The organism is Mycoplana ramosa (assembly GCF_041930185.1).
GTDB lineage: Bacteria > Pseudomonadota > Alphaproteobacteria > Rhizobiales > Rhizobiaceae > Mycoplana > Mycoplana ramosa.
On sequence record NZ_JBHEEW010000015.1, the window covers coordinates 1 to 25,018 of the forward strand.

Here is a 25,018-nt window from a genome sequence, read left to right on the forward strand (position 1 = left end):
TAGCAGCTGTGCGCATCAAATAAAATCAATGACTTATACTGGAGAAGGTTGGACGTCAGACCCATCCCCTCCGCCATCCATTTCGCGCTCTCGTTGTTCGAGGAGAGTGTGCACAGCGGCCTGATTGAGACCGTTTGCGAACTGTCGTGACCCCAACCAAGGACAAGACGCATGGGGTGAAGGTGGGTCTGCTCTTTGACCAGGACGTGGAAGATGCGCTTGCGCAAGCGTGCGGCGATTTCAAATGGAAGCGTGAATACGCGATCGCGCTGATCGTTCGGGAGTGGCTGGAGGAGAGCGGCTATCTGCCGATCCACGACCGCGACGGAAGTGCCGGAACGCAGGAGACGGCCTGAGCGCCCCGGTGCGAGGGTTGGCCGTCTTTGCCTGTCCAGACAGAGGTTCTCGCCAGTTCGAATCCCTCCGACTTCTGACGTACGACGACGGCGCCCACGAAGGCGCCGCCAGGAAATGACCGGACAGAGCGCGGTGTAGCCGCGAAACGCTGCTCAGCGCACCAGCCGGATCGCGCCAGGATTGTTGATCGTATTGTCGGCCAGTTCCGTTTTGCAGTCGATCTTGAAGGTGCTGTTGCCGATCATCGTGATTTCTTGCGCGACAATGCGGACGCACTCACCGCAGGTCGTGCCACTCCCGGCATACTTGATCTCCTTCGACGCCGGCATGTAGATGATGCCGGTCAGCGAGGAGGCGCTGTTGCCGTTGATGACGGCGGTCTGGGTATTGTTCCTGGCCGCGACGATGACAAAGCCGGCCCAGGGGCCGCTTGTGGCCGCGGTGACGTGAAAGTTCGCCCCGCCGTGAATGTCGATCTGGGCGCCGTTGAGCAGGAAGAAGGTCACCCCGTCTCCGCTGATGATCGACTGGGCGGTAAACTTCAGGACGCCACCGTCGATGATATAGTTCCCCGGTTCCAGGCGGACTTTTCCCTTGACCTCCAGGTCACGGTAGGTGCCGGGTTTCAAGGTGACGCTGTAACCGTCCGGCACCTTGTTCGGCGTCTTGCCGGTGCCGTTGCAGTCGCCGTTGCCGCCGCCATTTCCGACGAAGTTCTGGCCGCACCCAGCCAGGCTGACCAGACTCCCCACCGTCGGCATGGCCTTCCTCTTGAACGGGTCCGGTGTTGGCGGCACGCCCTCCCGCGCCTTGCCGCAGGCAAGATTGACACTGGCAAGCGTTGTCGACACCTTGCCGCTTGCATAAAGACACTCAGCCTTCAGGGTGGCGGCACCGCCCACATAGATGGATTGTGCGTCGACGGAGTTGGAAGTGATCGTGCAGTTGGAGGTGTCGACGATCGCGCTTCCGCTGACATCGACGGCGCGACTGGCCGTCGGGTGGAGGGCCAGCATGCAGGCCTCCTTGTCCAGCGCGCGCACCGCAACGCTTTCTCGGCTGATCTGATAGGGACGCAGACCCCAGAAAAGCGGATCGTAGTCCGCCGTGTACGATGCGGTGGCAGCCGGTTCCAGGCCTATCTCCGAGAATTCGACCTGGATCGTCGCTCCTTCGTCCGGGTCGGAAAGCTTCTCTGCTTCCAGGTTGGAGCGTCGTCCAAAATTGGCGAAGAACAACGCGTTGGCCGAAGCCCGCGCGTCGCTTTCGCTCTCTCCTTCGGCAAAGGATTTGACGGCGGTGATCGCCGCCGCATCCAGCGCCGCCTGCATCTTGGAGCTTTCCTTCACGGCGGACGTCACGTTCACTGCCACCGAACCGGCGAGGAAGAGGACCGGAAGCAGCAGGGCAGTCATCATGCCAAAATTGCCGGCGTCATCCTCGATAAGGCGCCCTATTTTGCGTGCAGAGACCCCATTCATCTCGATTCACGTCGTGCGTGATGCTTATCTAAATTAGTCCCGGTCTATTTATCTACCGTTAGCGCGATTGCTAAAATTGCAGATGCCTTGGCCGCAGTGTCCCGTATTCCTCCAACCCGTCCGCAACGGCGCTCAGCACCTCGCCCGCACGGGGCGACTTCGCCGCATAACCTGGAGTGCGGGTTCACGAATCATTTACCGCTGGTTGCCGTCGCCCTGCTTGCACGACCTGCCTGCTTCGTTGACCATGGGCAAAGCTTTTGGTGGGACATCGGAGGCGAACTTGAAAATCGGGAACAGGCCGGAAAAGGCCGTGACAGTCGTGCAGCAGAACGGAAGATGGATCGTGACCGTGCGCATCGACGACAACACCGTGCACACGGCGTTCCTGACGGAGGAGGAAGCCAGGCGGTTCGAGGCATTCCAGCAAAGGAAGCACGAGATCAGGTGAGATCGATCGGATCAAGCGATCGGGCCCCGCCCGCGGCGGTTCGTCGTGCCGACATTGCCGTCGCATTTTTGGCACCGGCAAGCAGGCGCGCGGCTCAGCTGCGAGGTTCGGCCTTCGTGCCGTGAGAAAGCCGCACTTGCCGGCTCTTCTGGTTGCGTCGGCATGATCGGAATGCCGACTGCCGGTTTCGCCCATTTGCAGCCGATATCTGTTATCCACTATCCACAAACGGGGGCGCAGTGATTCGCGGCCGCGGACGACCGAGGCAACGCGCCGCCCCCGATGCTACGAGGAGACACACATGACGAATGCCCGCCCCTACGAGATTGCGGAGATGCGGCCGAAGATCACCGTGATCGGTGTCGGCGGCGGTGGCGGCAACGCCGTCAACAACATGATCGCGGAAAACCTGCAGGGGGCGGAGTTCGTCGTCGCCAACACCGACGCCCAGGCCCTGACCATGTCCAAGGCCTCGCGGATCATCCAGCTCGGCGCCGATGTCACCGGCGGCCTCGGAGCGGGCGCCCATCCGGAGATCGGTCGCGCCGCGGCGGAAGAATCGATCGACGAGATCATGGATCACCTGTCCGGCACGCATATGTGCTTCGTCACCGCCGGAATGGGCGGTGGGACGGGCACCGGTGCGGCTGCGGTGATTGCGCAGGCCGCCCGCAACGCCGGCATCCTCACCGTCGGCGTCGTCACCAAGCCCTTCAGCTTCGAGGGGCGCAAACGCATGCAGATGGCCGAGGAGGGCATCGCGCGCCTGCGCGAGAGCGCCGATACCGTCATCGTCATTCCGAATCAGAATCTCTTCCGCGTCGCCACCGCCAACACGACCTTTGCCGATGCCTTCATCATGGCCGACCGCGTGCTCTATTCCGGCGTCAGCTGCATCACCGACCTGATCGTCAAGGAAGGCCTGATCAACCTCGATTTCGCCGATGTCAGAGCGGTGATGAAGGACATGGGCCGCGCGATGATGGGGACGGGCGAAGCCACCGGCGAGGGCAGGGCGATGAAGGCGGCCGAGGCTGCGATCGCCAACCCGCTGCTGGATGAAGCCTCGATGAAGGGCGCGCAGGGCGTGCTGATCTCGATCTCCGGCGGGATGGACATGACCCTCTTCGAGGTGGATGAAGCCGCCTCCCGCATTCGCGACGAGGTCCATCACGATGCCAACATCGTGGTTGGCGCGATCTTCGACCAGGAACTGGCCGGCAAGTTCCGGGTGTCGGTGGTGGCCACCGGTCTGGGTGCTGCCGATGCGGAAACGGCCGCCGTCGATGCCCCCGTCGTGGTCAACTTCCAGCGCTAGGCCATTGCGCGCAAAAGCGCGCAACGGTTTTGCGAAAAGGAGCCCGGTACCGATTGGTGCCGGGCTTTTTTCGTTTGCCGCCACGATCAGAAGTTTCGTTGAAACCGGATCACGCCGCCCCAGTCCTCGGCGTCCGGGCCGGCCTTCTCGTCCATCTTGTTGCGATAATTCAGTTCCGGCGTGACGGTGAAGCCGGGGACGACCGTGTAGGACAGATTGAGCGAGGCTTCGGCATCGCCGCCGTCGTCGAAATTCGCCGAGGCATTCATCGTCGCCTTCTCGGTCATCTTGAAGGAGCCGCCGACCCAGAGCGCCCAGTCGCCGCTCCAGCGCGCATAGGTGTTGGCCGCGTCGCCATCGGTGTTCCACCCACCCATGGCAAAGAGGTCGACGGGGCCGAGGCTGCCATCCAGCCGCAGCTTGATCGCGCCCGCCTCCATCGACGCGTCGTAGCCGCCGACGGCGCGGATGTCGAACGCATCGGCGTCGTATCCGCCGGCGACGACCAGGTCCGGCATGTAATCGTCGTCACCCCGGCTGTCCGGCAAGGCCGGGGAGGCGTTGTCGTCGCTGCCGTCTTCGGCGGCGACGGCGAAGGCAAAGCCCGCCTCCGTGTCATAGGTATAGCGCACCTGGGTGCGGCCGAAGTCGCCATAGTCGACGTCGTAGTAGTCCTTGATGGTGTTGCCCGCGTCGCCGGTGAACTCGGTATAGAGCGTATCCGAGAAGCCGAACCGCAAGCCGCCCAGCTCGAGATAGATGTTTTCCAGGTTGATCTCGGTCGGCCCGTTGTCGTCGTTCTGGATCTCCGCCTCCGCAAAGGTGGTCAGCGGGCCGTATTCGGTATCGGTCGCAGTGCTGGCGCGCAGGTCGAGACGGGCGCGCGTGGACCAGGAATCACCGCCGCCGCCGGGAAAGGTGTCCTGCTGGTTGGGATCGCCAGCGGCCGCCTCGACGCGGAGATAGCCGCCGATCTTCAGGCAGGTTTCGGTCCCGGGAATGAAGAAATACCCTTCTCCGAAGGCGTCGCAGACGCGGACATAGGCCGAAGGTTCCGGCGGCGTGGCGACGACGGCGTCGTCCGCGCGCGCCTCGGCGGTGGCAAAGGCCACAGCGCAGGCCAGCAGGATACGTCCTGTACGCATTGCCGCCTCCGTTGAGAACCGGCGGAATGGAAACCCAGCCGCGCCTTTCCCTGCGCCTCGCGCGCACACGCGGAAACATTCAGTCTGCGCACATTCTGTCGAAGAATCGAATCGTTTCTTGGGGTGGGCAGTTCGGGGCGGACTAGTTTTCGCTGGGTCGCCCGCGTTCGATGTCGCCCACGCCGAACTCCACGCGGACACTGCCACCGATCTTGATGCAGGTTTCGGTGCTGCCGAGCCTGGAGTAGCCGGGGCCGAACGCTGCGCAGGGATTGGCCTCCTCACGCGACGCCCGGTGCTCGCCGGCTCGGATCGCATCTTCCGCCCGCGCCATGGGAGCGCACGAGACGAGCGTGGCAACGGCGATGGCGCAGGATCTGATGGCGGGCATTTGCGGGTCCCCTTCGGTTGGCGAACTGTCGGCTCTGATGTTCGCCGATCGGAGCCTTGCAAGCAAGCCGGCAGCCGGCGACGGCGCGACAGCGCTCCGTGTTGCCGGATCGTCAAGTAATTCAAGCGTCAGTGGTTGTAAGTAAAAGTGTAAGATGTAAGCAATAAACGGTGGCGCCTACCGCATTCCAAAGTAAATATAAGGAACAAAATTGTAACTAAGAGACAGTTTTGTTTCTGATATGGGCGCTAATATACAATTATAATCAGTATCATAGTGAAAAATCGCTAAAAAACGGCGTGTTATTATTGCAACAAGCCTCCTCTGTGTCCGGATTGACTCAAGTAATATTTGAATTTGGCGGTTGCGCGGCGTCTGCCCGGCTGCAATGTGGCGCCCAGCAGGTCGGGGCTCCCAACCCGGACATGCGTCAGTCGGACGGATGGACGAGGAGTTCGCCCGCCGGCGCAATCAGATCAGAATTGACTGGAGGTCAAAAATGAACATCAAGAGCCTTCTCCTCGGCTCCGCTGCGGCACTCGCAGCAGTTTCCGGCGCCCAGGCCGCGGACGCGATCATCGCCGCCGAGCCCGAGCCGATGGAATACGTTCGCGTTTGCGACGCTTTCGGCAAGGGCTACTTCTACATCCCCGGCACCGAGACCTGCTTGAAGCTCGGCGGCTACGTCCGCGTTGACTTCCAGGGTGGCGACATCAACGGCCAGAACACCTTCCCCGGTGGTGGCGGCGACTCCTGGAAGAGCCGCGCCCGTCTCAACCTTCGCGTTTCGACGGCGACCGACACCGAATACGGTGCTCTTAAGACCTACGGCGAGCTGATCTTCCAGCGCGACGACAACAACAGCGACTCCAGCGACACCTACCTCGACCAGGCCTACATCGAGCTCGGCGGCGTCCTCGTCGGCTACACCTCCACGCTCTACACCGCCTTCACCGGCGACGCGGGCAACACCATCAACGACTACTATGATGTCGACTATGGTGACTTCAACCGGACGCAGATCCGTTACACCTACGACGCCGGCAACGGCTTCAGCTTCGCGCTCGCCGTCGAAGACGACAGCGACACGGACAGCGATGATGTCGCCGACTACAACGTCGCCGACGACAACTACATGCCCGACATCGTTGCTGCTGTTGGCTACAACGGCGGTGCATGGCAGCTCCGTGCCGTCGGCGGTTACGACGAGTCGATGGAAGAAGGCGCTGTCAAGGTTCGCGGCGACGTCTCGTTCGGCCAGGTTTCGCTGTTCGCGATGGCCGGCTGGAACACCGACGGCGACTTCAAGAACAACTACGCTCGCTGGGATGGCGACTGGGCCGTCTGGCTCGGCGGCTCCTACAGCCTGACCGAGAAGGCCAAGCTGAACGCTTCGGTCAACTTCGACGACGGCGACAACGTCGAAGCTGCCGTCAACGTGGCCTACCAGGTCGTTCCGGGCTTCTCGATCATTCCGGAAGTCAACTACCGCAGCGACGCCGACGAAAAGCTCGGCCCGAAGGCGGAAGACTGGGGCGGCGTTCTCCGCTTCCAGCGGAACTTCTGATCCGACCGATCGTATCGGAGACCCGGCTACGGCCGGGTTTCCACCCCTCTGCTGTGCCCGGTGATTCTCGAATCGAGACACGTGCCGCCGCGTTCTCCGCCGTCCAGTTGGGGCGACGGCGCTGGCACTTCGTCGGGAAGCTTTGGGAATTTGACGACTTTCGACCGCGAATCTCGCGGGAATCGACCTCCACAAGGCCTGCGCACGGCGCAGCGTCTGTTCGGCTAAGTGTCCGGATCGTAAGGGACTTTATTAACGGCTGGTAAATTTCTCTGTCCCCTGGTTACAATTTTGTGTCCTTTGCGCAACAGGGGAACCGGAAGGGTGAGGCAAACGCTTCCTTCCGGCCGTTTGGAGATTGCCTCCGCATCCTCGTCTTGTATTTTCAACTCCGGAAGCAGGGGCGGTGATCGTCCGCTTCCTGGAATTGGGGATGGGGCAGGGAAACGCTGTCCTTCAGCAAAAAGACCCAGACCCGAATGAAACTTTTGACTGGAGGTCAGAAAATGAACATCAAGAGCCTTCTTCTCGGCTCCGCTGCCGCTCTCGCAGCAGTATCCGGCGCACAGGCCGCTGACGCGATCGTCGCTGCCGAGCCCGAGCCGATGGAATACGTTCGCGTTTGCGACGCTTTCGGCACCGGCTACTTCTACATCCCGGGCACCGAAACCTGCCTCAAGATCGGCGGCTACATCCGCGTCGACTTCAACGGCGGCGACGTTCTCGGCCAGGACACCTTCAAGTTTGAAGAAGATCCGGTAACCGGGGAAATCGTCCGTACCGCTTCCGGCGGCGGCGACTCCTGGGGCACGCGTTCGCGCTTCAACCTGCGCGTATCGTCGGCTACCGACACCGAATACGGTGCACTGAAGACCTACGCCGAAATCAACTTCGACCGTGACAACAACAATGGTGGCGGCACGAGCCTCGCTCACGGCTACATCGAGTTCGCTGGCCTCCTGATCGGTTACACCGACTCGCTGTTCGCTGGCGGTTACATCGGCGGTGGCTACGCTCAGAACGACTACATCCTCGTCAACTACGGTGACACGGCTCGCACGCAGATCCGCTACACCTACGGCGACACGAGCAACGGCTTCTCCTTCACGGCCGCTGTCGAAGACAACACCGACGCCAATGAGCTGAACGCTGACGAATACATCCCCAACCTCGTTGGCGGTATGGGCTACTCGGCTGGCGGCTTCCAGGCCTTCCTCGTTGGCGGCTACGACAGCGTTGTCGAAGAAGGCGCCATCAAGGGCCGTATCAACGCAACGTTCGGCGCCTTCAGCGCATTCGTCATGGCCGGCTGGAACACCGACGGCGACACCACCAACGACTACGCTCAGTGGAACGGTGACTGGGCTGTCTGGCTCGGTGCGCAGTACCAGGCAACCGAAAAGCTCGCCATCTATGCTGACGTGAACTTCATGGACGGCGTATCCGGCAACGACGCTGGCGACGCTGAAGCAACGGTCGGTCTGTCCTACGCAGTCGTCCCGGGCTTCACGATCTCGCCGGAAGTCTCCTGGGTCAACAACTACTCCGACATCGCTGGCGAAGAAGCCAACGATTGGGGTGGCAAGATCCGCTTCCAGCGTTCGTTCTAATCTGATCTGACCTCGGTCAGTTTGGACGGAGCCCGGCTTTCGAGCCGGGCTTTTCGCATTCGGGGATACGCACGGAAGAACGCCAGTCTGATGTGGCGGCCGCTGGTTGCGATGATGCGGTGGCACGGACGGTGTCTCAAAGACTGCCGAGAAAATCTGCGATTGCGGCATAAACATCGGGTTTATGCAGCAGCGGAGCGTGCCCTTGTCCGCTAGCGGTGCAGCGCCGCATCGCCGGATGGCGGCGCGCCATTTCGTTCAGGGTCGCCACCGACAGCAGCCGCGAATGTTCACCGCGGATCGCCAGCAGCGGCGTGGGGGTGAACGCGTCGAATTGCGGCCAGAGGTCGGGCAGGGGCTGTGAGAGGTCCAGCGCCCGCAGTTGGATTGCGATTGCCGGATCGAAGTCTGGCGCGATCTGCCCATCTTTTTCAGTATAGATCGCCATCGCCATCTCGTGCCAGTCCGTCTGCGTCAGCGCGGGAAAGGCAGAGCCGTGCGTGGCGCGCAGGATGCCTGCGGCATCGTTCCAGTCCTTCGGTTCAGGTCTGCGCCCGAGATAGGCCGTAATTTCCTTCAGGCCCTCGGTTTCGATCGCCGGTCCGATGTCGTTCAGGATCACGGCCTCCAGCAGTTCCGGCTTGGCTGCCGCAAGGAGATGCAGGATCAGTCCGCCGCGCGAGGTGCCGATGAAGATGGCGCGTGCGATATCGAAGGCTTCCATTGCCGTCAGCACGTCTTCGCACTCCACGGCCAGATTGTAGTTCGCCTTGTTCTCGTCCCAACCGGAGCGCCCGCGTCCGCGATAGTCGAGCGCCAACACGCGTCGCGACCTTTTCCCATGTGCGGAGATCAGTGATGCGAATTGATGAAAGTCACGACCGTTGCGGCTGAGCCCGGCAAGGCAGACGATCGGCGCCCCTGGCGCATCCTGATCGGCGGGGCGATAGTCGCGGGCATGGAGCATCAAGCCGTCGCGCGCCGGAAACCAGCGCTGCTCAAATGCCGTCTCTCGTTCCGCCAGCATTGGTATGACGCTCCCTTCCCCCCGGTAGGCGCTGCTCCGGAATCATCCGCGGAAACATGGACCTTCCGATAAAATCGAGGGCGTCGGATTAAAGCGCGTCGCGATTCTTCGGATTCGATTCCCGCGTTTCAAGTCCTCGCTCCATGCTGTAAGCAAGACCGCTGCACACTTCTGCGCGACGAGCATGCATCTTACCGTCCCATGCGCAGATCCTGGACGATGTCGGCCGTCTGGCCAAGCCGGGTCTTGTAGACCTGGTAGTTTTCCATCACGCGCTGCACGTAGCTTCGCGTTTCCGAGAAGGGGATCTGTTCGACCCAATCGACGACCTCATCGATCGGCTTGCCGCGCGGATCGCCGTAGCGCTGGATCCATTGGTCGACGCGACGCGGGCCGGCGTTGTAGGCGATGAAGGTGAGAATGTAGGAGCCGTTGAAGTCGTTGATCTGTTCGCCGAGGAAATGTGCCCCGAGTGTGGCGTTATAGGCGGCGTCACTGGTCAGGCGCTCCTTGGAATAGGCGAGGCCGTAGCGCTTGGCGACGCCCTGCGCCGTGCCGGGCATCAATTGCAGCAGTCCCCGGGCGTTGGCGGGCGACACGGCCGCCGGATTGAAAGCACTTTCCTGCCTTGCGATTGCGTAGGCGAGCGCCTTGCCGGCGCCGGAAATGTTGGCGCTCGGGGGAATGACGCCGACCGGGAAAGCAAGGGCCGCGACGTCGATGCCGCGGCCGAAAGCGATCTTGCCGATCTGCAGCGATAGCTGGTGGTTGCCCGCCCGTTCCGCCTGTGCCGCAAGCAGCGCCAGTTCGCCCGGACTTTGCAGTTCTTCGGCCAGGGCGCGGTAGATGCTGGCGGCCCTCCAGCCGTGACCGGCGGCATTGAGCCTGTCGATCGCCTGCACCGCCTCGCGCGCGCGAAAGCGGGCGCGTTCGTCGGCGGTCGGGGTGGGATAGGCGACGTTCAGCGTCGTCCGGCCGAGCCGGGCAGCGGCGAGCTGGCCGTAATAGGTGCCGCTGAAGGTTGCCGCCTTGCCGTAGTATTCTTGCGCCTGCGGTTCACCGCCGGCCTCTGCGGCCCGCCCCATCCAGTACCAGGCGCGCGAGACGGCAAGCGGCCGGTTCGAGACGCGCAGAATCTTCTGGAAATGGGCGGATGCGGTCGACGGCGATTTCAGCCCGCGCAGCGCATACCAGCCGGCGTGGAATTCCGCTTCGACGACGTCGGTCTCGGAGGTGGCGGCGTGGTTCGCTGCGAGGCGATAGGCCGCCTTGTAATCTCCCCGATCGGCAAGGCCGCGGCTGGCGATGCGCTGCTCCACCCACCATGCGCCCGCCGCGTTTGCCACCGCGTCTTCCGGCAGGCTGCGCGACAGCAACTGCGCGGCCAACGTGTAGTTCTCGGCCCGGTTCGCCAGCTCCGCCCGCAGGAAGGCATAGGCCGGGTCCTTGTGCCAGGACGGATCGACCGCCGTTACCAGCGCATCGGCATTCTTTGCCTTGCCTATGACCGCGGCCCAGGCGCGATAGAGCGATTGCGCGCGGGCCAGATCGCCGAACCGCTGCGCCTGCTGCGCTCGCTCGCGATAGAGCAGCATGTCCATCCGCTTGCGGTGGTCGGCGACCGTAAGTAGCCCTCCGAACTCGTCGAGGATCTTTGTTTCGGTCTGCGGGTCGAGCGCGTCGTCGTGCCAGAACGGTTGCAGTGTCTGCGCCGCTCCGGCGGCGTCGCCGCTGGCAAGACGGGCGCGTGCCAGCACCATCGCACCTTCCGCCGTTTCGGCGCGGGTCGTGCCGAAGGCGGCGAGGACGTTGCGGGTCGTCGGGTTTTCGCGCGCCATGGCGCGCTCCGAATTGGCGCGCAGGACCTTCAGTCCCGGCCATCCCTTCAGGACCTTCTGTGCATCGGCGATCTCACGGGAAGGAACACCCTTTTGGCCGGAGACCGCGATGGCCCAGGTGAGGATGTGACGGTCGAGGCCGTCCGGCATGCCGTCGCGAATGCCCAATGCCGTTACGGCGTCCTTGTTGGACAGCACGTCGAGGCCGCTCTTGAGGTTTGTCGCCATCGGGGTCGTTTCGGTGGCGAGCGGGTTTGCGCCGGCGGCTCCGTGCGTGGCCTGGCCGGGGGCGAACCCGAGCGGCTTGACCCGCGGCAACGGCGCGTCGGCGGTTGGAAGCTGTGCGCCAAGCGCCGCCGTACCCAGGCCGCCGGCCGCAAGCAGAAGGAGCACTGCCAAGCTGTTGGTGGTCGTCATGAGGATCCGGCCCGCTGAATTCATGCGCCGCGCGCTGCGAAACGATTTCGATTGATTAACGGATTGTTGTGTTAATGAAGTGTTACCCCGGTGGCTGTCACTCCCCGTCGAAACTGCCTCGCCGGCTGCCGTCTTGCCGACTCTGCGGCATTCGCGAACAGGTATTAGGAAACGAAAAAACGCAAAAGCCGCCGCTTGCCGCCCGATCGTCTCATGATTATGTTGCGGCAGCTTTTAACCATGGAATACGGCCAAAGCATGGGTTCGCTCGCAACCGCTCTGGCCTCAGGAGTTCTCGATGTTCAAGGGTTCCATGCCCGCTCTCGTCACCCCCTTCACCGAAAGCGGGGCGGTCGACGAAGCCGCCTTCGCCGCCCACGTCGAGTGGCAGATCGCCGAAGGCAGCCACGGGCTGGTTCCCGTCGGAACCACCGGTGAATCGCCGACGCTGTCGCATGACGAACACAAGCGTGTGATCGAACTGTGTATCGAGGTGGCGGCGAAGCGGGTGCCGGTGATCGCCGGCGCCGGCTCCAACAACACCAGCGAGGCGATCGAGCTTGCCGAACACGCCGAAAAGGCGGGTGCGGACGCGATCCTCGTGGTCACGCCTTATTACAACAAGCCGACGCAGAAGGGCATGTTCGCGCATTTCGCGGCCATCGCCGAGGCGGTAAAGCTGCCGATCGTCATCTACAACATCCCTGGCCGCTCGGTGGTCGACATGACGCCGGAGACCATGGGGGCGCTGGTGAGGACCTATCCGACGATCATCGGCGTCAAGGACGCCACCGGAAGGATCGAGCGCGTCTCCGAGCAGCGCATCGCCTGCGGCAAGGGTTTCGTCCAACTCTCCGGCGAAGACGCGACCGCGCTCGGCTTCAACGCGCACGGCGGGGTCGGCTGCATCTCGGTGACCGCCAACGTCGCCCCGCGGCTGTGCGCCGAATTTCAGGCCGCAATGCTGGCCGGCAACTACGCCACGGCGCTGGAGTACCAGGACCGCCTGATGCCGCTGCACAAGGCGATCTTCATGGAGCCCGGCGTTTGCGGCGCGAAATATGCGCTCAATCGCGTCCGCGGCATGAGCCGCGTGGTGCGCTCGCCGCTCCTTTCAACACTGGAACCCTCGACCGAAGCGGCACTGGATGCGGCCCTGCGGCACGCGGGCCTCCTGGACTGAGGCTGATGATGGCGACCAAGGCCAAGCCGACGACGGTAAAGAAGGTGGTGGCGGAAAACCGCAAGGCCCGTTTCAACTACGAGATCGTCGATACCTACGAGGCCGGGCTGGTGTTGACCGGCACGGAGGTCAAGTCGTTGCGGGATGGCAAGGCCAACATCGCCGAATCCTACGCCTCCGACGAGGGCGGCGAGATCTGGCTGATCAACTCCTATTTGCCGGAATACCTGCAGGCGAATCGCTTCAACCACGAGACGCGCCGCCGTCGCAAACTTCTGCTGTCCAAGCGCGAGATGCACCGGTTGCAGAACGCGGTCAATCGCGAGGGCATGACGCTGGTGCCCTTGAAGATCTATTTCAACGACCGCGGCCGCGCCAAACTGGAACTGGCGCTCGCCAAGGGCAAGAAGCTGCACGACAAGCGCGAGACGGCGAAGGAACGCGACTGGAACCGGCAGAAGAGCCGACTGCTGAAGGAACGCGGCTAACGCCTGTCGTCCGACATTGGGGCGCGTCTAAAGACTGACGCGCTGCAGCGAACTAAAGCGGGTCGCGATCCTTCGGATTCGCTTCCCGCGCTTTAAGTCCTTGTTTTTTGCATGTCGTTTTCGCAGAACCGCTGCACACTTTTGCGCGCCATGCTTTAAGGGCTGCGGCTTGGCCTTCACCCGAAATCCGCTCTCCGGCGGCCCGACGGTTTAGCCCCCGACATCAGAACTGCTGGTAAAGCTTGACGATCAGCGTTTCGTGCGCGGCTGGAAGCGGTAGCTCGGTCGCGGCCGGCGCGGCGGCGGAGCTTGCCGTCGGCGCCGGTGACATCAGCGATGACAACAGGGACGAAAGTTGCGTGCTCTCGACCGCAAGGCGGCTGGGCGCGCTGCCGCCATTGGCAGTGGCTTGCGCCGGCGCTGCAAGGGGAGGCGCGTCCGTGTCCGACGGCAGGCCGTTCGGGCGGTAGAGAAAGGCAAAGCCGTCGTCGTCAAACGGATCGGAAACGGAGGGAAGCGGCCGGGCGGGCGACAGTGCAGCAAGAGCGGCCGCCGCTGTTTCGGTGCGCGCCGCATTGGCCTGCGGCCGATTGGTCGCGACCTGGTGTGTGACCCCGTTGATGTTTGAAATTGCGCTCAGCATTTCCCTGACGTGTCTCCTGCGTCTGGGGTTTCCTTAACGGCATTCCGTTGAGAAATGTTGAGCGGTTTCGGTCGGATTTTACGCGTATTGCACTGATCCGGCGGGGGTCGGTGCCCGCCAGTTCGTCCTCAACTGGTCACCTCGTCCGCCGGGTGATCGGTCGTACGCGCTGGGCGTTCGGAAGGGTCACGGCCGATTTCGGCCTTGAGCGTGACGAGATCGATGAAGTAGTCGGCCTGGCGGCGCAGGTCGTCGGCGATCATCGGCGGCTGCGTCGACAGCGTGGAAACCACCGAGACCTTGCGGCCCCTGCGCTGCAGTGCTTCGACCAGCGTGGTGAAATCGCCGTCCCCGGAGAAAATCACCAGATGATCGACGGTTTCGGATTGCTCCATGGCATCGATCGCCAGTTCGATATCCATGTTGCCCTTGATTTTGCGGCGTCCGAGCGAGTCGGTGAATTCCTTGGCCGGCTTGGTCACGACCTTGTAGCCGTTGTAGTCGAGCCAATCGATCAGCGGTCGGATCGAGGAATATTCCTGGTCCTCGATCAGTGCCGTATAGTAGTAGGCGCGCAGCAGGTAACCGCGCTTCTGGAAGGCCTTCAGCAGCTTGCGGTAGTCGATGTCGAAACCGAGTGTGCGCGATGCAGCGTAGAGGTTGGCGCCGTCGATGAAGAGTGCGATCTTTTCGCGGGGATCAAACATTCAGACGTATCCTTATACCGAAAGCGCTTGAAAAAATGGACGAGTCCGACGCTATTAAGCATTTCCTGATCACAAACATTAATAAGCAATCATATACGCGATTTAGGTCAGGGCCTAGAATTTTCCAAGCAAACGCAGGTTGAAAGTGACGAATTTATGAACGGGTCGGCGTTTGCTGGCCCGGGCGGCGACCGGGGGTGTCTGCGGCGGTCGGTCGGCCGCCGGCAGTGCCCCGGTTCGGGCAGGGGGGCAGGGCCCGGCAAGGAAAAACTTGAATTTTCGGCCCATTGATTGTATCGGGCATGCAAACCCCGAAATTCTCGACCGCAAAGGACAGGCAATGGCCCGTGTCACAGTTGAAGACTGCATCGACAAGGTAGATAACCGCTTCGAGCTGGTTCTTCTTGCAAGCCACCGCGCGCGCCTCATTTCGCAGGGCGCTGCGATCACCGTCGATCGCGACAACGACAAGAACCCGGTCGTGGCCTTGCGCGAGATCGCCGATGAGACGCTCTCGCCGGCCGACCTGAAGGAAGACCTGATCCATTCGCTGCAGAAGCATGTCGAGGTGGACGAGCCGGAGCCCGATGCGGCTTCCATCGCCGCCGACGAGGCTGCCGGATTCGCGGTGGCCGAGGACGAGGAGGACCAGCCGGAGGTTGTCACCTTCGACCGTATGTCCGAGGAAGAACTGCTGGCCGGCATCGAGGGCCTTGTGCCCCCGGAAAAGAGCGACGACTATTGATGACGGAGTAGCCGTCTCATATTTGTGAAGCGAGTGCGCCGTCCCAGCGACCGGCGCACTTTTTCGTTGAGATAGCCGCAGACCTGACAGTGTCGAGTTTCGCACCGGTTTGTGCGCAGTGAATGTTACCGCGTCTCGTGCCCGTTCGGCGTGCGGCGCAGGAGGAGCGACACCCGGATGATGCGCCAATATGAACTCGTCGAACGGGTTCAGAAATACAAGCCCGATGCGAACGAGGCCCTTTTGAACAAGGCCTATGTCTACGCCATGCAGAAGCATGGCCAGCAAAAACGGGCGAGCGGCGATCCCTACATTTCCCATCCGCTCGAAGTGGCGGCCATCCTCACTGAGATGAAGCTCGACGAGTCGACCATCGCGGTGGCACTCCTGCACGATACGATCGAGGACACGACGGCGACCCGCGCCGAAATCGACGAGCTCTTCGGCGAGGACATCGGCGCGCTGGTCGAGGGGCTGACCAAGATCAAGAAGCTGGACCTCGTCACCAAGAAGGCCAAGCAGGCGGAAAACCTGCGCAAGCTCTTGCTGGCGATCTCCGACGACGTGCGCGTGTTGCTCGTCAAGCTCGCCGACCGGCTCCACAACATGCGTACCCTCGACCATATGTCGGACGAGAAGAAGGCGCGCATTTCCGAGGAGACGATGGACATCTATGCGCCGCTCGCCGGCCGCATGGGCATGCAGGACATGCGCGAGGAACTGGAAGACCTGGCGTTCCGCCACATCAACCCGGAGGCCTACGAGACCGTCACGCGGCGGCTGGCGGAGATGTCGCAGCGCAACGAGGGCCTGATCCGCAAGATCGAGGCGGAGCTTGGCGAACTGTTGGTTGCCAATGGGCTGACGACCGCGGTCGTCAAGGGGCGGCAGAAGAAGCCCTATTCGGTGTTCCGCAAGATGCAGTCGAAGTCGCTCTCCTTTGAGCAACTGTCGGACGTCTATGCTTTCCGGATCCTCGTCGACGACGTTCCCGCCTGCTATCGCGCCCTTGGCATCGTGCACACGCGCTGGCGCGTCGTTCCGGGCCGCTTCAAGGACTACATCTCGACGCCGAAGCAGAACGACTACCAGTCGATCCACACCACCATCATCGGTCCGTCGCGCCAGCGCATCGAGCTGCAGATCCGCACCCGGCGGATGCATGAGATCGCCGAATACGGTATCGCGGCACACGCGCTCTACAAGGACGGACAAGCGGGCAACGGCAACGGCGACAAGACCGCGCTGCCCTCCAACGCCTATGCCATGTTGCGCCGAACGATCGAATCGTTGGCGGAAGGCGACAATCCCGAGGAATTCCTCGAGCACACGAAGCTGGAACTGTTTCAGGACCAGGTGTTCTGCTTCACGCCGAAGGGCCAGCTCATCACGCTGCCACGGGGCGCGACGCCGATCGATTTCGCCTATGCCGTTCATACGAATATCGGCGACACCTGCGTCGGCGCCAAGATCAACGGACGGATCATGCCGCTCGTCACCCGCCTGAACAACGGCGACGAGGTCGAGATCATTCGCTCTGGCATCCAGGTGCCGCCGCCGGCATGGGAGGAGATCGTCGTCACCGGCAAGGCGCGGGCGGCTATCCGCCGGGCCACCCGCGCGGCGGTGCGCAAGCAGTATTCCGGGCTCGGCTATCGCATTCTCGAGCGGACGTTCGACCGCGCCGGGAAGGCCTTCTCGCGCGACGGACTGAAATCCGTCGTTCACCGCGTCGGCCACAAGGACGTCGAGGACGCGATTGCCGCGGTCGGCCGCGGCGAACTGTCCTCGCTCGACGTCCTGCGCGCCGTCTTCCCGGACTATCAGGACGAGCGCGTGACCGTGAAGCCGAGCCAGGAGGAGGGCTGGTTCCCGATGCGCAGCGTTGCCGGTATGGTGTTCAAGCTGCCGGGCAAGTCCAAGGCGCAGCTTGACGCCGCCATGCGCGAGGGACCGGAGGCGCTCCCGATCCGTGGCCTTTCCGGCAATGCCGAGGTGCATTTCTGCGAAGGCGGGGCGGTCCCGGGCGACCGGATCGTCGGCATCATGGAAAAGGACAAGGGCATCACGATCTACCCGATCCAGTCGCCGGCGCTGCAGAAATTCGACGACGAGCCCGAGCGCTGGATCGACGTCCGCTGGGATCTGGACGAGGCCAACAACACGCGCTTCATGGCGCGTATCGTCTTCAACGAGTTGAACGAACCGGGGTCGCTCGCCGAGGTCACGCAGGTGCTCGCAACCGGCGACGTCAACATTCGCTCCATGACGATGACGCGCGTGGCCGCCGATTTCACCGAGGTGCAGATGGACCTTGAGGTTTGGGACCTGCGCCAGTTGAACCAGATCATCAGCCAGATCAAGGAACTGCACTGCGTCTCGACGGTGTCCCGCGTCTTCGCCTGAAGCCTGCTTCCGAATGCGGGAACCGGATTCGAGCTGCTGCAAAGCGAACGAGAATTGCCCATTTTTTGCCCGTCGATATGCGCGCTCTGCATGCCTGCGATCCCGTGCTGACGCTGGTTATCCCGGGCGGCCTTCCCTATTTTTTGCTTGGGAGGTCAGAAAAAGAAGGGTTTTCCAATGCTGAAGCAGATCAGGAATTTTACAAGCGCCCTGCGCCTACCGACCCCGGCCGACCGCGAGGCCGCCTATTTGAACGGCTCTGTCGACCGCCTCGATCTCGAGTATCGCCAGCGCCAGATCGACCGCGGCCTGTTCCGCAAGTACTACTAAGTTCTGCCAATCCCGCGTGCAGTTGTTGTGCGCCGCCGGAGCCCCGCTTTTGCGGCAAATCTGCACACCGGCACAAATGAACGCAGCGTCGAAGGTCCACGCAGTTCTCGATTTCGATTCTTGTGGAGATGCGCTAAGTCTGGCCCATGTTGTTCCGACGCCGCAAGCCGGCGACCTGGCGTGACCGGGCCCGCGAATCCTTTGGCCGCGAAAGGGCCCTGATCGGCCGTTCCGTTGTTTCGGAAGGCGGACCGTGCGGCTGTCCGCCTCGCCGCACGCGGTCGCGGTCGGCGTTGCCGCCGGCACCCTGTCCGCCTTTGGTGCCCTTCACCGCGCCAAGCCGCGCCGGCCGTCCGAGGAACGCTGCCGGAGTGCGTGGCGAAGAGATTTGACCGGAGAGCGAGCATGATTATCGGCATTGGCAGCGACCTCATCGATATCCGCAGGGTGGAGAAGTCGCTGGAGCGCTTCGGCGAGCGCTTTACCCATCGCTGCTTCACGGAAATCGAGCGCAGGAAATCCGATGGTCGCAAGAACCGTGCGGCTTCCTATGCCAAGCGTTTTGCCGCCAAGGAGGCCTGTTCCAAGGCGCTCGGCACGGGGCTGGCGCAGGGCGTGTTCTGGAAGGACATGGGTGTCGTCAACCTGCCAGGCGGCAAGCCGACCATGCGGCTGACCGGCGGGGCAGGAGAACGGCTGAAGGCGATGACGCCCGCGGGGCATGAGGCGCATATCCATATCACCATCACCGACGACTTTCCGCTGGCGCAGGCCTTTGTCATCATCGAGGCTCTGCCGGCGAAAGAAGCGTCATAGAGGCTGCGGCATTTTCACGGCTGCGATTTCCTTTCCATTGAACATGCGCTAGAGAGAGCGCCATATTGCACGAGAGGACAAATCAGGCGTGATAGAGAAGAATAAGAAGGCTGAAAGCGGCCTGTGGGAAAACGTCAAGGTCATCATCCAGGCGCTCCTGCTCGCGGTCGTGATCCGCACCGTCCTGTTCCAGCCGTTCACCATCCCGTCAGGCTCGATGATGCCGACGTTGCTCGTGGGCGACTACCTGTTCGTCAACAAGTTTTCCTACGGCTACTCGAAGTACTCGTTGCCGTTCTCGCCGAACCTGTTCTCCGGCCGCATCTTCGGAAGCGATCCGGAGCGCGGCGACATCGTCGTCTTCCGCTTTCCGCCGAACCCGGACATCGATTACATCAAGCGTGTGATCGGTCTGCCGGGCGACCGCGTCCAGGTGCGGGACAGCGTCGTCTACATCAACGACAAGCCGGTACCACGCCAGCCGGACGGCTTCTTCCGCGCCGACGACCAGTATGACACCGGAGAGAACGTTCCTGTTTTCCGCGAGACGTTGGACAACGGTGTTTCCTTCGACACGCTCGACACCCGGATCGGCACCATCGGCGACAACACCCGCGAGTTCATCGTGCCGGAAGGCCACTACTTCATGATGGGCGACAACCGCGACAATTCCGCCGACAGCCGCTTCGACGTCGGCTTCGTGCCGGCCGAGAATCTGATCGGCCGCGCCAGCCTGATTTTCTTCTCGCTCGGCAACGACACCGCCTTCCGCGAAATCTGGAAGTGGCCGGCGAACCTGCGCTGGGATCGGCTGTTCAAGGTCGTCGAATGAAGTCGGCCAAGCCGCTGAACGAAGAGAACCGTGTCCGGCTCGAGACCGCGATCGGATACGCCTTCACCAATCAGGATCGGCTGGATCGGGCGATCACGCATGCCAGCGCCCGTTCGGCCAAGGGCAGCAACTACGAGCGGCTTGAGTTCCTGGGAGACCGCGTGCTCGGCCTCTGCGTCGCCGAGCTGCTGTTCCAGACCTTCCGCGAGGCGAGCGAAGGCGAATTGTCGGTTCGTCTCAACCAGCTGGTCAGCGCCGACACCTGCGCAAGGGTATCGGACGACCTTGGCCTGCACCAATTCATCCGCACCGGCTCCGACGTGAAGAAGCTGACCGGCAAGCCGATGATGAACGTGCGAGCCGACGTGGTCGAGGCGCTGATTGCGGCGATCTATCTCGACGGCGGCCTTGAGGCGGCGCGCGGTTTCGTGCTGCGCAACTGGCAGAACCGGGCCACAAGCGAGCACGGTGGCCGGCGCGATGCGAAGACCGAACTGCAGGAGTGGGCGCACGCCAATTTCGCCACCACCCCGGTCTACCGCGTCGACGAGCGGTCCGGCCCCGATCACGACCCGCGCTTCACCGTCACGGTGGAGATTGCCGGCGTGGCGCCGGCAACCGGGACCGAGCGGTCCAAGCGAGCGGCGGAGCAGGTGGCGGCGCAGAAGGTGCTGGAGCGCGAGGGGATCTGGCAGAAGACAGACGGTTGAGCCGACCGCGCGCTGAAGGCCGGCGAGGATGCGCAGAGGGCGCGGCTTGGACCGATCCCGAAATGATTTGAGTGCGGCAGCGACCTGTGTGCATCATGCAGAAGGCGCAAGCGGCAAGAGCAATGGAACGATCATGACAGAACAACAACACGATGCCGCCGGATCCGGCGGCCTCACCCGGTCCGGCTTCGTGGCGCTGATCGGTGCGACCAACGCCGGCAAGTCGACGCTGGTCAATCGTCTCGTCGGCGCCAAGGTGTCCATCGTCAGTCACAAGGTCCAGACGACGCGGGCGATCGTGCGTGGCATTGCCATCCACGACAACGCCCAGATTGTCTTCATGGACACGCCCGGCATCTTCAAGCCGCGCCGCCGGCTCGACCGCGCCATGGTCACCACCGCCTGGGGCGGGGCGAAGGACGCCGACCAGATCATGTTCCTGATCGACAGCGAACGTGGCCTCAAGGGCGATGCGGAAGCGATCCTCGAGGGCCTCAAGGACGTGCACCAGCCGAAGATCCTGGTGCTGAACAAGGTTGACCGTGTGAAGCCGGAGGATCTGCTGAAGCTCGCGGCGGCCGCGAACGAGGTCGTAAAATTCGAGCGCACCTTCATGATCTCGGCGCTGAACGGCTCGGGCTGCGAGGATGTGCTGGACTATCTGTCCAAGGCGCTGCCGGAAGGCCCCTGGTACTATCCCGAGGACCAGATTTCCGACCTGCCGATGCGCCAGCTTGCCGCCGAGATCACCCGTGAAAAGCTGTTCCTGCGCCTGCATCAGGAGCTTCCCTATTCATCGCATGTCGAGACGGAGAAGTGGGAGGAGCGCAAGGACGGCTCCGTCCGTATCGAGCAGGTGATCTACGTCGAGCGCGACAGTCAGAAGAAGATCGCGCTCGGCAAGAACGGTGAGGCGATCAAGGCAATCTCGATGGCGTCTCGCAAGGAACTGTCCGAAATCCTCGAGCAGCCGGTGCACCTGTTCCTGTTCGTCAAGGTCCGCGAAAACTGGGGCGACGACCCGGAGCGCTTCCGTGAGATGGGGCTGGAGTTCCCCCGATAGCCCGGGCTCAGAACGGATTTAACAGGTCCTGAGCCTAGCTGGCGGCGGGTCGGCCTTCATGCGCCGCTCGCAGCCCGGGCAGCGGTCTTTCCGGCGGCTTCCGTCGCCTGGACCATCAGCCGCTGCATCGCCCAGATGCCGAGATCCTCGATCGTACGCGGCTGGCTGATGAGGTAGCCCTGGTACAGGTCGCAGCCGGCGGCGGCCAGCAGCGTCATCTTCTCGGTCGTGTCGACCCCTTCCGCCACGACCTGCATGTCCTGTGCGTGGCAGAGCGCAATCAGCGCCCGCAACGTCGCCAGGGCGACGCCGTTGGTCAGGCTCTCGACCAACTCCCTGTCGAGCTTGATCGTCTCGGCGGGGTAGTCGATGATTTGCTGGACGGACGTGTAGCCGGCGCCGAAGTCGTCAATCGAGATGCGGAACCCCTTGGCCCGCAGCGTCTCGATGTTGCGTTGCGACTGGTCGCCGAGTTTGACGGCGAAGGTTTCCGTCAGTTCGATTTCGATCGAACCCGCATCGATCCCGTAGCGCTCGAGGCCGTCGCAGAGGCGGTCAGCGATTGTTTTGGTGTAGAGTTCGGCGGACGAGATATTGATGCACAGCACCGTCTCCGGCCCGAACAACTGCTTGATCTGCCCGCAATTGGACATCGCCCGGTCGATCACCCAGGTGTCGATCTTGCTGAAGAGGCCCGTGGTTTCGGCGATGGGGATGAACTCGTCCGGGGTGACCTGCCCCAACAGCGGTGAATTCCAGCGCAGCAACGCCTCGCAGGCCGTAACCTTGCCGTGTCCGTCGACGATCGGCATGAAGACGAGGTGCATCTCCTCGTCGGGATTGACGGTCCGCAGCTCTTCCTCGATCCGGCGCCGGCGCGTGCGCTTTTCGTGCAGGGAGCGCGAGTAGCGCGCCGAGCCGTTCTTGCCCTGCGCCTTGGCCTGGTACATCGCCGCATCGGCGCTGGCCAGGAGCTCCGGCAGGCTGGCCGCGTCCTCGGGAAACACGGCAATGCCGATGCTGGCGGTGACCGGAAAGGACTTGTCGACCATCTCGAACCCGTCGGAGAAGAGGTCGAGGATCTTCGTGGTGATTTCGTCGATCGTGCCGTCGCCGGGCTGGGACTGGACCATGATGGCGAATTCGTCCCCCGACAGTCGGGCGACGAGTACCTCCGGCAACGCCCGCCGATCAGCCACCGCCGTCACGATTGCCAGGATCCGAGACGCCAGGGTTTTCAGCAGTTCGTCGCCGACCTTGTGGCCGTGTTTGTCGTTGACGAACTTGAAGTTGTCGACGTCGATGAAAAGCAGGGTGCAACTGGCATTGGAGTCGCGCGCGGCGTCGAGAATCTGCGTCGAGCGGACGTTGAAGTGTTCGCGGTTGGAAATGGTCGTCAGCGTGTCGGTCCAGGAGGCGGCCTGGACCAGTCCGAAGGACTCAACCGCTTCGTCGTGCAACTGCTTCATATTCGCCGAAAGCCGGCCGATCTCGCCGGTTTCGCCGCTGGTGGCGATTTCGGTGCGTGCGCCGGACATGACGTCGGTCAGCTGTCGATCCAGGCGGACGATCGGATTGGTGATGTAGCGGCGCACGAGGGCAAGAACGATGCCGATCGTCAGCAGGCTGAGACCAATGGCGCCCAGGCCAAGCAGCAGCTTGAGCTTGAAGAGCTTTTGGTCGAGATGGCCGGTCGGCGGCGTCAGTCGCGCATGGAGCGCCGGCCCGAGCTTGACGGTCGCAGATAGCGCGCCCCGCGCCGTCAACGGGTAGGTCGAGATTTCGAGGGCGGTGGCGTACTCCCGTTCAAGCGCCTTCTTCATGTCCAGGAACGGGCGGGGGCGCACCCCGGTCTGGAGCAGGATCGATGCGGCCTTGGCACTCGAAACGGGACGGTTGAGCGTGAGTGGGTCGAGAAACTCGGAATGAACGATGAGCGGATCGCCCTTCTCCGGCTCGATGTAGGACCAGTCGGAAAGCTGCGGGCTGTCGATGATCTTTCGCGCGTGCTCCCGTTGGGCCGCCGAAATCTCGGCAAAGGGGTCTTCGCTGTTTTCGTAGTAGTAGTCGATCGTTCCTGGCGGTCGGATGATCGCCATCGAAACGAAGCGGGTGGGATCGTCGGACAACGACGTGATGCTTTCCTGGATCCGCACCCCGATGGCGTTGCTGCGATAACCCGCATTCGCCTCATTGATGAAGAGGCGGATCGCGCTGCCCTCGATCATCGAATAGATCAGGCTCTTGTTCTGCGTCACGTCGTTCTGGAACACGGCGCCCAGCAGACCAAGCTGCTGCCACAGCCGGGCCCGCTCCAGCGCCATGATCGAGGCGCTCTGGCTGACGTAAAGAAGCGAGGCGGCCAGCACGTAGCCGGTCAGCACAACGGGGAAGATCAGTGTGAAAGCGCGTTTACCGAGTGTCACGGAACTGAACCAGGCTGTTGATGATGCGTCGGCGGGCCTGAACCGACGGAACGGTCAATTCCTGCTGATACTGGCTCTTGGCCATTATCTCCGGCGCAGGATAGATCTCAGGATCGTTGCGAATGCTCTCCGGCAGGCGTGCCAGCGCTTCCCGGTTCGCAGTCGGCATGTTCAGCGCCATCGCATTGCGCGCTGCGGAGGCGGCACTTGCGATATGGTCGAGGAGAGCAAGCGCCAGGTCCTTTCGCGGCGACCGGTCGGTCACCGCTAGGCAGTCCAGCCAGGAAAGCGTGCCTTCCTTCGGCATCGCGTAGTGCCACTGGCCCCCTTTGCCGACCTTCTGGTTCAGGGTGTGCTGGTCGCCGCTGTACCCCAACGCCATCTGAACCTGCGGTCCCACCAACGGGTTCTGGATCGAGGTGACGATGTAGTCGTAGGTGAGAACGAACGGCGCCTGGGCCTTCATCAGTTGATAGGCTTGCTTGAGCGTTTCGTTGTCATTTGCATTGATCGATTTGGCGAGCAGCACCAGCGCCGGCACGAATGCCTCGTTGTGATCCTGATACATTGCGATATGGCCACGGAGCGCTTCCGCCGGCTGCATCAGGTCGACCCATGAGGTCGGGGTTTTGGGGATCATGTCGGAGCGATAAAGAATGCCCATCGTTCCCCAAAGGTAGGGAACGCCATACCCGCCACACCGGCTGACCCAGCTTTGGTCATACTCCGACAGCGAAGGGACCTTCGCCGTCGAAAGCGTGCTCAGGATGCCGCGGTCGCCGAAAAGCTTGGCGCCGTTCTCCCCGGTAACGACCAGATCGACGCCGCTGTTGGGATCGGACAACACCTCGTCGCGCGCATCGCCGCTGTCATAGTAGGTCTGATGCACCTCGACGCCCGTTTTCGCCGTCCAGTCCGTCAGGATCGACTCGTCGATGTAGGACTCCCAGATCAGCAGCTGGAGCTGTTCGGCGCGGCTCGCGTGCGGGATCAGGAGCACGGTCAGCGACAGCGTCGCCGAAATCAAGTTGGATCGCATGCCTCCCCCATCCCCCTGTCCCAGTTCG

General features: G+C 62.6%; 23 protein-coding genes and 1 pseudogene. 15 read left to right on the forward strand and 9 right to left on the reverse strand.

The genetic code is table 11. From position 1 onward, the window contains the following. Nucleotides 1–146: 146 nt before the first annotated feature. Entirely contained in the window at nt 147–356 is a 210-nt protein-coding gene (locus tag JNC62_RS17725) for a hypothetical protein (RefSeq protein ID WP_374840355.1), read from the forward strand. A gap of 153 nt (nt 357–509) precedes the next feature. On the opposite strand, the gene JNC62_RS17730 is transcribed toward JNC62_RS17725, so the two are convergent. Further along, nucleotides 510–1,775 carry a pilus assembly protein TadG-related protein gene (locus tag JNC62_RS17730; RefSeq protein ID WP_374840357.1) on the reverse strand — a complete coding sequence of 422 codons (1,266 nt, stop codon included), beginning with the start codon at nt 1,773–1,775 and terminating at the stop codon, nt 510–512. A 346-nt stretch (nt 1,776–2,121) separates the two neighbouring features. Here JNC62_RS17730 and JNC62_RS17735 point away from each other — a divergent pair, with 346 nt between their 5' ends. Together JNC62_RS17735 and ftsZ are read left to right on the forward strand one after the other, a co-directional pair. Beyond that, the gene (locus tag JNC62_RS17735) at nt 2,122–2,289 is read left to right on the forward strand and encodes a hypothetical protein (protein ID WP_374840358.1); all 168 of its coding nucleotides are present in this window, start codon (nt 2,122–2,124) and stop codon (nt 2,287–2,289) included. Between the two features lie 301 nt (nt 2,290–2,590). After that, entirely contained in the window at nt 2,591–3,607 is a 1,017-nt protein-coding gene (gene ftsZ / locus JNC62_RS17740; RefSeq protein ID WP_374840359.1) for a cell division protein FtsZ, read from the forward strand. A gap of 86 nt (nt 3,608–3,693) precedes the next feature. On the opposite strand, the gene JNC62_RS17745 is transcribed toward ftsZ, so the two are convergent. Beyond that, complete coding sequence (locus JNC62_RS17745; protein ID WP_374840360.1) at nt 3,694–4,752, reverse strand: porin; 1,059 nt, start codon at nt 4,750–4,752, stop codon at nt 3,694–3,696. A gap of 142 nt (nt 4,753–4,894) precedes the next feature. Next, nucleotides 4,895–5,143, reverse strand: a complete 249-nt coding sequence (locus tag JNC62_RS17750; RefSeq protein WP_374840361.1) for a porin — start codon at nt 5,141–5,143, stop codon at nt 4,895–4,897. A gap of 499 nt (nt 5,144–5,642) precedes the next feature. Between JNC62_RS17750 and JNC62_RS17755 the strand changes: the two genes are divergently transcribed. Together JNC62_RS17755 and JNC62_RS17760 are read left to right on the forward strand one after the other, a co-directional pair. Then, entirely contained in the window at nt 5,643–6,710 is a 1,068-nt protein-coding gene (locus JNC62_RS17755; RefSeq protein ID WP_374840362.1) for a porin, read from the forward strand. A gap of 506 nt (nt 6,711–7,216) precedes the next feature. Next, nucleotides 7,217–8,320 carry a porin gene (locus JNC62_RS17760; protein WP_374840363.1) on the forward strand — a complete coding sequence of 368 codons (1,104 nt, stop codon included), beginning with the start codon at nt 7,217–7,219 and terminating at the stop codon, nt 8,318–8,320. A 136-nt stretch (nt 8,321–8,456) separates the two neighbouring features. Here JNC62_RS17760 and JNC62_RS17765 read toward each other — a convergent pair whose 3' ends face one another. After that, nucleotides 8,457–9,347 carry an alpha/beta fold hydrolase gene (locus tag JNC62_RS17765; protein ID WP_374840364.1) on the reverse strand — a complete coding sequence of 297 codons (891 nt, stop codon included), beginning with the start codon at nt 9,345–9,347 and terminating at the stop codon, nt 8,457–8,459. Nucleotides 9,348–9,538: 191 nt separating this feature from the next. Then, entirely contained in the window at nt 9,539–11,602 is a 2,064-nt protein-coding gene (locus JNC62_RS17770; protein WP_374840365.1) for a lytic transglycosylase domain-containing protein, read from the reverse strand. Nucleotides 11,603–11,900: 298 nt separating this feature from the next. On the opposite strand from JNC62_RS17770, the gene dapA reads away from it, so the two are divergent. Continuing rightward, entirely contained in the window at nt 11,901–12,785 is an 885-nt protein-coding gene (dapA, locus tag JNC62_RS17775; RefSeq protein ID WP_374840366.1) for a 4-hydroxy-tetrahydrodipicolinate synthase, read from the forward strand. Nucleotides 12,786–12,793: 8 nt separating this feature from the next. Next, nucleotides 12,794–13,273, forward strand: a complete 480-nt coding sequence (smpB, locus tag JNC62_RS17780) for an SsrA-binding protein SmpB (RefSeq protein ID WP_374840571.1) — start codon at nt 12,794–12,796, stop codon at nt 13,271–13,273. Between the two features lie 223 nt (nt 13,274–13,496). Here smpB and JNC62_RS17785 read toward each other — a convergent pair whose 3' ends face one another. Both JNC62_RS17785 and JNC62_RS17790 read right to left on the reverse strand, forming a co-directional pair. Then, entirely contained in the window at nt 13,497–13,916 is a 420-nt protein-coding gene (locus JNC62_RS17785; RefSeq protein ID WP_374840368.1) for a hypothetical protein, read from the reverse strand. A 128-nt stretch (nt 13,917–14,044) separates the two neighbouring features. Continuing rightward, nucleotides 14,045–14,623 (reverse strand): LabA-like NYN domain-containing protein, encoded by a 579-nt coding sequence (locus tag JNC62_RS17790; protein WP_374840369.1) that lies wholly within the window; start codon nt 14,621–14,623, stop codon nt 14,045–14,047. Nucleotides 14,624–14,963: 340 nt separating this feature from the next. Between JNC62_RS17790 and rpoZ the strand changes: the two genes are divergently transcribed. The 8 genes and pseudogenes from rpoZ to era all read left to right on the forward strand — a co-directional run bounded on the left by rpoZ (nt 14,964) and on the right by era (nt 21,525). Beyond that, on the forward strand, nt 14,964–15,368 hold the full coding sequence (rpoZ, locus tag JNC62_RS17795) for a DNA-directed RNA polymerase subunit omega (RefSeq protein WP_374840370.1): 405 nt from the start codon (nt 14,964–14,966) through the stop codon (nt 15,366–15,368). 177 nt (nt 15,369–15,545) lie between these two features. After that, nucleotides 15,546–17,774, forward strand: coding sequence for a RelA/SpoT family protein (locus tag JNC62_RS17800; protein WP_374840372.1), 2,229 nt, complete (start codon nt 15,546–15,548; stop codon nt 17,772–17,774). Nucleotides 17,775–17,951: 177 nt separating this feature from the next. Beyond that, a complete protein-coding gene (locus JNC62_RS17805; RefSeq protein ID WP_374840373.1) occupies nt 17,952–18,104 on the forward strand; it encodes a DUF3563 family protein in 153 nt (50 codons plus the stop codon). Between the two features lie 146 nt (nt 18,105–18,250). After that, nucleotides 18,251–18,408: pseudogene (locus JNC62_RS17810) on the forward strand (DUF2062 domain-containing protein); the annotation flags it as partial. A gap of 101 nt (nt 18,409–18,509) precedes the next feature. Next, nucleotides 18,510–18,920, forward strand: a complete 411-nt coding sequence (gene acpS / locus JNC62_RS17815) for a holo-ACP synthase (protein ID WP_374840374.1) — start codon at nt 18,510–18,512, stop codon at nt 18,918–18,920. An 88-nt stretch (nt 18,921–19,008) separates the two neighbouring features. Beyond that, entirely contained in the window at nt 19,009–19,752 is a 744-nt protein-coding gene (gene lepB / locus JNC62_RS17820; RefSeq protein WP_374840375.1) for a signal peptidase I, read from the forward strand. Next, the gene (rnc, locus tag JNC62_RS17825) at nt 19,749–20,462 is read left to right on the forward strand and encodes a ribonuclease III (protein ID WP_374840376.1); all 714 of its coding nucleotides are present in this window, start codon (nt 19,749–19,751) and stop codon (nt 20,460–20,462) included. Before lepB ends, rnc begins: the two co-directional genes overlap by 4 nt. A gap of 133 nt (nt 20,463–20,595) precedes the next feature. After that, nucleotides 20,596–21,525: a GTPase Era gene (era, locus tag JNC62_RS17830; RefSeq protein WP_374840377.1), complete on the forward strand. Its 930-nt coding sequence runs from the start codon at nt 20,596–20,598 to the stop codon at nt 21,523–21,525. Nucleotides 21,526–21,581: 56 nt separating this feature from the next. Here the strand turns inward: era and JNC62_RS17835 are convergent, their stop codons facing one another. Further along, nucleotides 21,582–23,951 carry a putative bifunctional diguanylate cyclase/phosphodiesterase gene (locus JNC62_RS17835; protein ID WP_374840379.1) on the reverse strand — a complete coding sequence of 790 codons (2,370 nt, stop codon included), beginning with the start codon at nt 23,949–23,951 and terminating at the stop codon, nt 21,582–21,584. Further along, nucleotides 23,938–24,990, reverse strand: a complete 1,053-nt coding sequence (locus JNC62_RS17840) for a polyamine ABC transporter substrate-binding protein (RefSeq protein ID WP_374840381.1) — start codon at nt 24,988–24,990, stop codon at nt 23,938–23,940. The genes JNC62_RS17835 and JNC62_RS17840 overlap by 14 nt, the downstream gene beginning before the upstream one ends. Nucleotides 24,991–25,018 lie beyond the last annotated feature (28 nt).

Bases quoted from the DNA above. Each gene is read 5' to 3' on its own strand.
- JNC62_RS17730 (WP_374840357.1), bottom strand. From the start codon at position 1,775: ATGATGACTGCCCTGCTGCTTCCGGTCCTCTTCCTCGCCGGTTCGGTG.
- ftsZ (WP_374840359.1), top strand. From the start codon at position 2,591: ATGACGAATGCCCGCCCCTACGAGATTGCGGAGATGCGGCCGAAGATC.
- JNC62_RS17745 (WP_374840360.1), bottom strand. From the start codon at position 4,752: ATGCGTACAGGACGTATCCTGCTGGCCTGCGCTGTGGCCTTTGCCACC.
- JNC62_RS17750 (WP_374840361.1), bottom strand. From the start codon at position 5,143: ATGCCCGCCATCAGATCCTGCGCCATCGCCGTTGCCACGCTCGTCTCG.
- JNC62_RS17755 (WP_374840362.1), top strand. From the start codon at position 5,643: ATGAACATCAAGAGCCTTCTCCTCGGCTCCGCTGCGGCACTCGCAGCA.
- JNC62_RS17760 (WP_374840363.1), top strand. From the start codon at position 7,217: ATGAACATCAAGAGCCTTCTTCTCGGCTCCGCTGCCGCTCTCGCAGCA.
- JNC62_RS17765 (WP_374840364.1), bottom strand. From the start codon at position 9,347: ATGCTGGCGGAACGAGAGACGGCATTTGAGCAGCGCTGGTTTCCGGCG.
- JNC62_RS17770 (WP_374840365.1), bottom strand. From the start codon at position 11,602: ATGACGACCACCAACAGCTTGGCAGTGCTCCTTCTGCTTGCGGCCGGC.
- dapA (WP_374840366.1), top strand. From the start codon at position 11,901: ATGTTCAAGGGTTCCATGCCCGCTCTCGTCACCCCCTTCACCGAAAGC.
- smpB (WP_374840571.1), top strand. From the start codon at position 12,794: ATGGCGACCAAGGCCAAGCCGACGACGGTAAAGAAGGTGGTGGCGGAA.
- JNC62_RS17785 (WP_374840368.1), bottom strand. From the start codon at position 13,916: ATGCTGAGCGCAATTTCAAACATCAACGGGGTCACACACCAGGTCGCG.
- JNC62_RS17790 (WP_374840369.1), bottom strand. From the start codon at position 14,623: ATGTTTGATCCCCGCGAAAAGATCGCACTCTTCATCGACGGCGCCAAC.
- rpoZ (WP_374840370.1), top strand. From the start codon at position 14,964: ATGGCCCGTGTCACAGTTGAAGACTGCATCGACAAGGTAGATAACCGC.
- JNC62_RS17800 (WP_374840372.1), top strand. From the start codon at position 15,546: ATGATGCGCCAATATGAACTCGTCGAACGGGTTCAGAAATACAAGCCC.
- JNC62_RS17805 (WP_374840373.1), top strand. From the start codon at position 17,952: ATGCTGAAGCAGATCAGGAATTTTACAAGCGCCCTGCGCCTACCGACC.
- acpS (WP_374840374.1), top strand. From the start codon at position 18,510: ATGATTATCGGCATTGGCAGCGACCTCATCGATATCCGCAGGGTGGAG.
- rnc (WP_374840376.1), top strand. From the start codon at position 19,749: ATGAAGTCGGCCAAGCCGCTGAACGAAGAGAACCGTGTCCGGCTCGAG.
- era (WP_374840377.1), top strand. From the start codon at position 20,596: ATGACAGAACAACAACACGATGCCGCCGGATCCGGCGGCCTCACCCGG.
- JNC62_RS17840 (WP_374840381.1), bottom strand. From the start codon at position 24,990: ATGCGATCCAACTTGATTTCGGCGACGCTGTCGCTGACCGTGCTCCTG.